The 5655-nt window shown below is 56.8% G+C and carries 4 protein-coding genes; all 4 read left to right on the top strand.

What is annotated here, in order from left to right:
* Positions 1–370: 370 nt before the first annotated feature.
* Entirely contained in the window at positions 371–589 is a 219-nt protein-coding gene (locus tag L0H14_RS11535) for a hypothetical protein (RefSeq protein ID WP_301418038.1), read from the top strand.
* 303 nt (positions 590–892) lie between these two features.
* Positions 893–1867, top strand: coding sequence for an IS481 family transposase (locus L0H14_RS11540; RefSeq protein ID WP_301418036.1), 975 nt, complete (start codon positions 893–895; stop codon positions 1865–1867).
* Positions 1868–2720: 853 nt separating this feature from the next.
* The gene (gene ltrA / locus L0H14_RS11545) at positions 2721–4184 is read left to right on the top strand and encodes a group II intron reverse transcriptase/maturase (RefSeq protein ID WP_301418034.1); all 1464 of its coding nucleotides are present in this window, start codon (positions 2721–2723) and stop codon (positions 4182–4184) included.
* A 497-nt stretch (positions 4185–4681) separates the two neighbouring features.
* The coding region (locus tag L0H14_RS11550; protein ID WP_301421902.1) for an IS21 family transposase at positions 4682–5655 on the top strand (974 nt) is incomplete at its 3' end.

A 5655-nucleotide genomic window follows, 5' to 3' on the forward strand; every position in this document is an offset into this window, starting at 1 on the left:
CCCACCGAAGAATTTTAGGCAGACGTCCGACTACTCATCGGTGGATCAAGGCTAAACTCAACTAGGTGATGACGATCTGATACTTGGAGGGACGGTGGCGTAGATGCCGCCGCTAGCGACCTGGCATCCTACCCCTAAGCACTTCTTGGACCTAAAACCTATGCCAGGCCACCAGCCACCACCCCACGGTGGTCCAGCCTAGAGCGGGTGCGCAAGGCCCACAGCCTCATGGCGACTCAGGCCCGCCAGGGCAGACCATTTCCTTACCTCCAATCGCAGCTGCTCTCCCATGTGCAAAACCCGCTGTCGTCGCGCACGAATCGGATTGAAGGCAGTGTTATGCGTTCTTACGGCAAGTACTCTCGCTATAGTGGGAAAGCGGCCGGAACGCCCCAAACGCGCCGTGGTGGTTGCAACAACGCACCAGCCCCTCCACGCGTTCATCCCGCCACAGCATTATGATATGACTCCACGAGTCCAACCCGTCATCGACGAACCCCTCGAACAGGCGCTCGATAGCCGTGCCTTTTCCACCGAAAAAGTCATCGGCGTCCAACACGGCTGGGGCGGCCGATCATCCCGACCATGACACGCCCGAAAAAGCACTCATTTAGCAAAGAAGCCGATTACCAGGCACCTACCTGGCGTAAACCATCCAACCATTAAACCCTTGCACTATTCTTGAGACAACAAAAGCTCCGGAAATGAATTCCAGAGCTCTTGTCATCCATGTCACGACTCATCTGTCAACGATGTCCGACTCAGAACAAGTGTGGAGGCAAGGGTGTGTAGTGTCACGACATTGTTGACATGTCTTGACTGCAGTGAACCCAAGAGACCATTGACCGATGAGTCGCGACATCGTGGACACTGTGTGGCGCGATGATGGGCTATGTCTAGGTCTCAAAAGAATCCGGTTATTGTTCGTTCGGTGGTGGATCAAGGCTTGAGTATTGCTCAGGCTGCAGCGAAGTTGGGGGTATCCCGGCAATGGGTTCATCAGCTCGTGCAACGGTATCGATGCGGTGGGGTCACTGAGGTGTTACCCCAATCTAAGGCACCCAAATCCCGACCCCACACCACGACCGAGGCAGTGCGCGCCCGGATTATTGCCTTGCGCCAGGCCCTGGTGGCCGACGGTGCCGACGCTGGCCCAGAAACCATCGCCTGGCACCTCGAACGCGAAGGCTTCCAGGTGCCATCCACCTCCACCATCCAACGCAGCCTGCGGGCTGCTGGCCTGGTGACCCCACAACCAAAGAAACGCCCCAAATCCTCGTATCTGCGATTCCAAGCCGAGCTACCCAATGGATGTTGGCAGGCCGATATCACCTACTGGTTTCTCGCCGATGGCACCCGCGTGGAGATCTTAGATTTCTTAGATGACCACTCCCGGTTGCTGTTGACCATCCAGGCCAAAGCCCTGTGGACCAGTGCCGATGTCGTCGCGGTCATGGATCAATCGATTAGCACCTATGGGCCACCGGCTGCCACGCTGACCGATAACGGGATGGTCTTCACCGCGCGATTCACTGCCCGGCCCGGGGTCAAAAACGGATTCGAGAAACTGCTGGCCGCCCATCAGATCCAACAACGCAACGGGGCACCCTCGCACCCCCAAACCCAAGGCAAAATCGAACGGTTTCACCAGACCCTCAAACGCTGGCTGGGCGCCCGAGCCTTGCCCGATTCACTCGAGCAGTTGCAAGGGCTCTTAGATGTGTTTGCGCACTGGTATGACACGGATCGGCCCCACCGGGCCCTGAACCGACGCACCCCGTCCCAGGCCTACACGGCTTTGCCCAAGGCGACTCCGAAGACCACCGCCGAGCCCGAGTACCGCACCCGAACCGACAAGTGTTTGTGATCAACTAGAAGTAGGCCAGATGAGCAGGAATTTCCAGCCAGTTCAGCGGCTGGTTTCCAGCCAAAAGAGCGATAAGAATCCGGCCAGTTATCCACATGCATGTTGTGTGGTGTTGTCCAGTTGATCTCCAGATGATGGATGCGTGTGCTGTCGCAGTTGTTATAAACGGCGATGAGCACCTTCTGTCCTGGTATATGAGTTCCTCATGCGCTACTATCTTTTCACCCAACGGCAGCGCGGGAAGGAACTGGAAAGTCCATGACGGTGCCCATGCGTGCGCCGTGAGGCGCTTGTTGATCGAGTGGAGGTGCGAAACCTTCACCAAAGGCCTTGTCGTAGCAGGGTCGTTGTAGCTGAGAGCAGCCTGATCCAGGAGACGCTGGTTCAGGTGGCAAGCGGCTCTGACAAAGCACGGACGTGCTAGGACTGCCAGATAGGGCGGGTCGTGCAAGCAAGATGAAAAGGCATACGAGAGGAACCGTCGTTTTACACTTCTCAAACTGTCGCCGGCCGCAACCTGGTGGATTGGCCGGAGGTGGCGCACAACCACGGATATCGTGGTTGACTGTTGTCCTGTGGGTATGGGTCAGGGCGGGAGGCTGTGATGAAAACGCTACGGGGTAGTCACAGCGAGGTCACAGGAGCAGAGACGGGTGTCTCCTTCATCAAACGATCACAAGTGAACACGGGAACCACCCTGATCCTTGCCGCCTGGATCACCACCAGTGATCACGGGTTGGCTGGGCTCGTTATCAGTCGATCGGATCAGGATGGGGCGGAGCCGTTGTAGTACTTTGAGGCCGGGAAAGCCGGTCACGTGGGGAAGAACGGCAGCGGAAGTGAGAAGGAAAATATGAGTACTGTCATAACGAAAGACGGACCGGTGAATACCAGTCCTCCACAGATTCGGGAGTCGCCGGAGCTGTGGGTATCGCAGATTCAGACGAAACTTCACCACTGGGCCACGGCTGATCCCAGTCGTCGGTTTGATGATGTGTTTAACCTCGTGCACGACCCGACTACGCTGCATGTGGCGTGGCAACGGGTTGTCACGAACCAGGGTGCACGATCAGCAGGATCAGATGGCCTCACGGCCACGATGATCGCTGAAGACATTGGTGTCTCCTGGTTCCTGGACGACCTGCGAGAGCAGTTGAAAACGGGCACGTTTCGTGCTCAACCGGTGCGTGAACGCAAGATCCCTAAACCTGGCGGTAGCGGTAAGCTGCGTCGGTTAGGGATTCCCACGATCGCGGACCGGGTGGTTCAGGCAGCCGTGAAGATAGTGCTGGAACCAATCTTTGAGGCCGACTTTTTGCCGGTCTCTTATGGGTTTCGGCCCAAGCGGCGGGCTCACGACGCGATCGCTGAGATTCAGATGTTTGGGTCCCAAGGGTATCGTTGGGTCCTGAATGCTGATATCGAAGCGTGTTTTGACCGGATCGATCATACCGCCCTGATGGGGCGGGTTCGGGATCGAATCAAAGATAAGCGCGTACTGCGGCTGGTCAAAGGGTTTTTGAAAGCCGGGATTCTCAGTGAACTTGGTGATCACCAAGAAACCTATACCGGTACCCCGCAGGGTGGCATCTTATCGCCAGTTTTAGCTAACGTTGCGTTATCGGTACTTGATGAGTACTTCCATGCACCCTGGCAGACTGGTGGGAAAATGTCCACCAATATGCGCCGGACGCGTCGACGGTGGAAGGGTCTACCTAATTGGCGGATTATTCGTTATGCCGATGATTTTGTCGTGCTCACGAATGGATCCAAAGACCACCTGGTTGAGCTGCGCAAGGAGATTCATGAGGTGCTATCACCGATGGGACTCGTCTTGTCTGAGGCGAAGACCCAGATCGTGCACATGAGTACGGGCTTTGAGTTCTTAGGGTTCCATATCCAATGGGCCAAGAAACAAGGGACCCAAGATACCTGGCATGTTTACACCTTTATCGCCCCTCGGGCGATTGCCTCGGTGAAACAGAAAATCAGGGATCTGACCCGTGCCACGTCACAGCAAAGTCTCAAGGATACGGTGATTCGGCTCAACCGAATCACCCGTGGCTGGTCAAACTATTTCCAACATGCGGTTGCTAAACACACGTTCCGCCACGTGCAGCATGTCATGTGGTGGCGCATTGTGCGATGGCAACGTGTGCAACACCGTTGGAAATGGCAAGACGTTCGTCGATGGCTCACCGATCATACCGGTCGGTGGCATCCCATCAGCGCGGACGGGATTACGTTATACAATCTCGCCGAGGTCCCGATTCGTCGGTGCCGCTATCGAGGCAACAAAATCCCCGCCCCGTTTTGAACGAGCTGAAACCATCCCAGTGACAACGACCGTGGAGAGCCGGATGCGGTGAAAGCTGCACGTCCGGTTCGGAGAGCGGCCTGGGGGAACGGATCACGAGCAATCGTGGCACCGCGCCTCAGGCCGACTCTACCGATACAAGAAGATATCAGAGAACTCACGGAATTGGGGTGATCTCAGCGTGAGATTGCCAAGCGCTTAGGCATTAGCCGCGATTCTGTAGCAAAATATAGTGCGCAACAGGATTTTTCACCGAAGCCACCAGCGCCGGTGAAACGCCCAGGCGGGTCGGTCGTGGCCGCCTATGAGCCGATCATTGACCAATGGCTGACCGAAGACCAAGGACGCTGGCATAAACAACAACACACCGCCCGTAGAGTCTTTGACCGGTTGGTGGCCGAACACGGCTATACGGGATCATATTCACCGGTGCAACGCTATGTGAAACACTGGCGGGCCCAGCACCGCCCGATGTCAGACGGCTTTTCCGAGTTGGAGTGGCCACCGGAACCATTCAGGTGGATTTCGGCCAGGCCGAAGCCGTCATTGCCGGGCTCCGCACGATCTTACACGTGTTGATCTTGACGTTTCCGTTTTCCAACATGCGGTACGCCCAAGCCTACCGCGGTGAAACCGCAGAATGTGTCTGCCACGGGTTACGCACGATTTTTGAACACGTGGGCATGGTCCCCACCATGATGGTGTTCGATAACGCAACCGGCATTGGCAAACGCATTGCAAAACAAGTGGTCGAAACGACATTGTTTTCGGCATTCCGACTGCACTACCGCGCCCACTCCAGGTATTGCAACCCGGACTCCGGGCATGAGAAAGGCAGCGTGGAAAACGCGGTGGGCTTTTTACGGCGCAACCTCATGGTCCCTGAGCCTGAGGTGACCTCGATGGAGGCGCTCAATGCGATGCTATTGGCCCGCTGTGATGACCTCGCCAGCCGGGACCATTACCGTCATGACGTGCCAATCAGCGACTTATTTACTGAGGACCTGCAGGCCTGCTTGCCCTTACCGGGGATCGGATTTGATCCAGTGCGCTATGAACCACGCAAAGCGGATCGACGCGGCTATATTCAAGTCGAAGCCAACACCTATGCCGCCGGACCCAGCTTCCATGGCAGAGCTCTGACCGTGGGCATCCGAGCCGACACGATCGAAATCCTGGATGAAGACTCCACCCCGGTAGTCACCTTTCAACGGGTGTTTGGTCGCCATGAAGGCACCATTTTTGAACCGGCAGCCCTGTTACCGCTGTTAATGACCAAACCCGGGTCCTGGAATCACTCACCAGTGCGCCGCATGGTCGATGACCCGATTCGCGATTGGCTCGATACCGCCCCAGCAGCCGACCGGCGCCGGCTGTTTGAAAGCCTCCACGAGGCAGCAACCGCCACCGATTTCAACACCGCCACCACCGCAGCCACCCGGTTGATCACCACCGGAGATGACCCCTCCAA

It is taken from the genome of Yaniella sp., assembly GCF_030453185.1.
Taxonomy (GTDB): Bacteria; Actinomycetota; Actinomycetes; order Actinomycetales; family Micrococcaceae; genus Yaniella.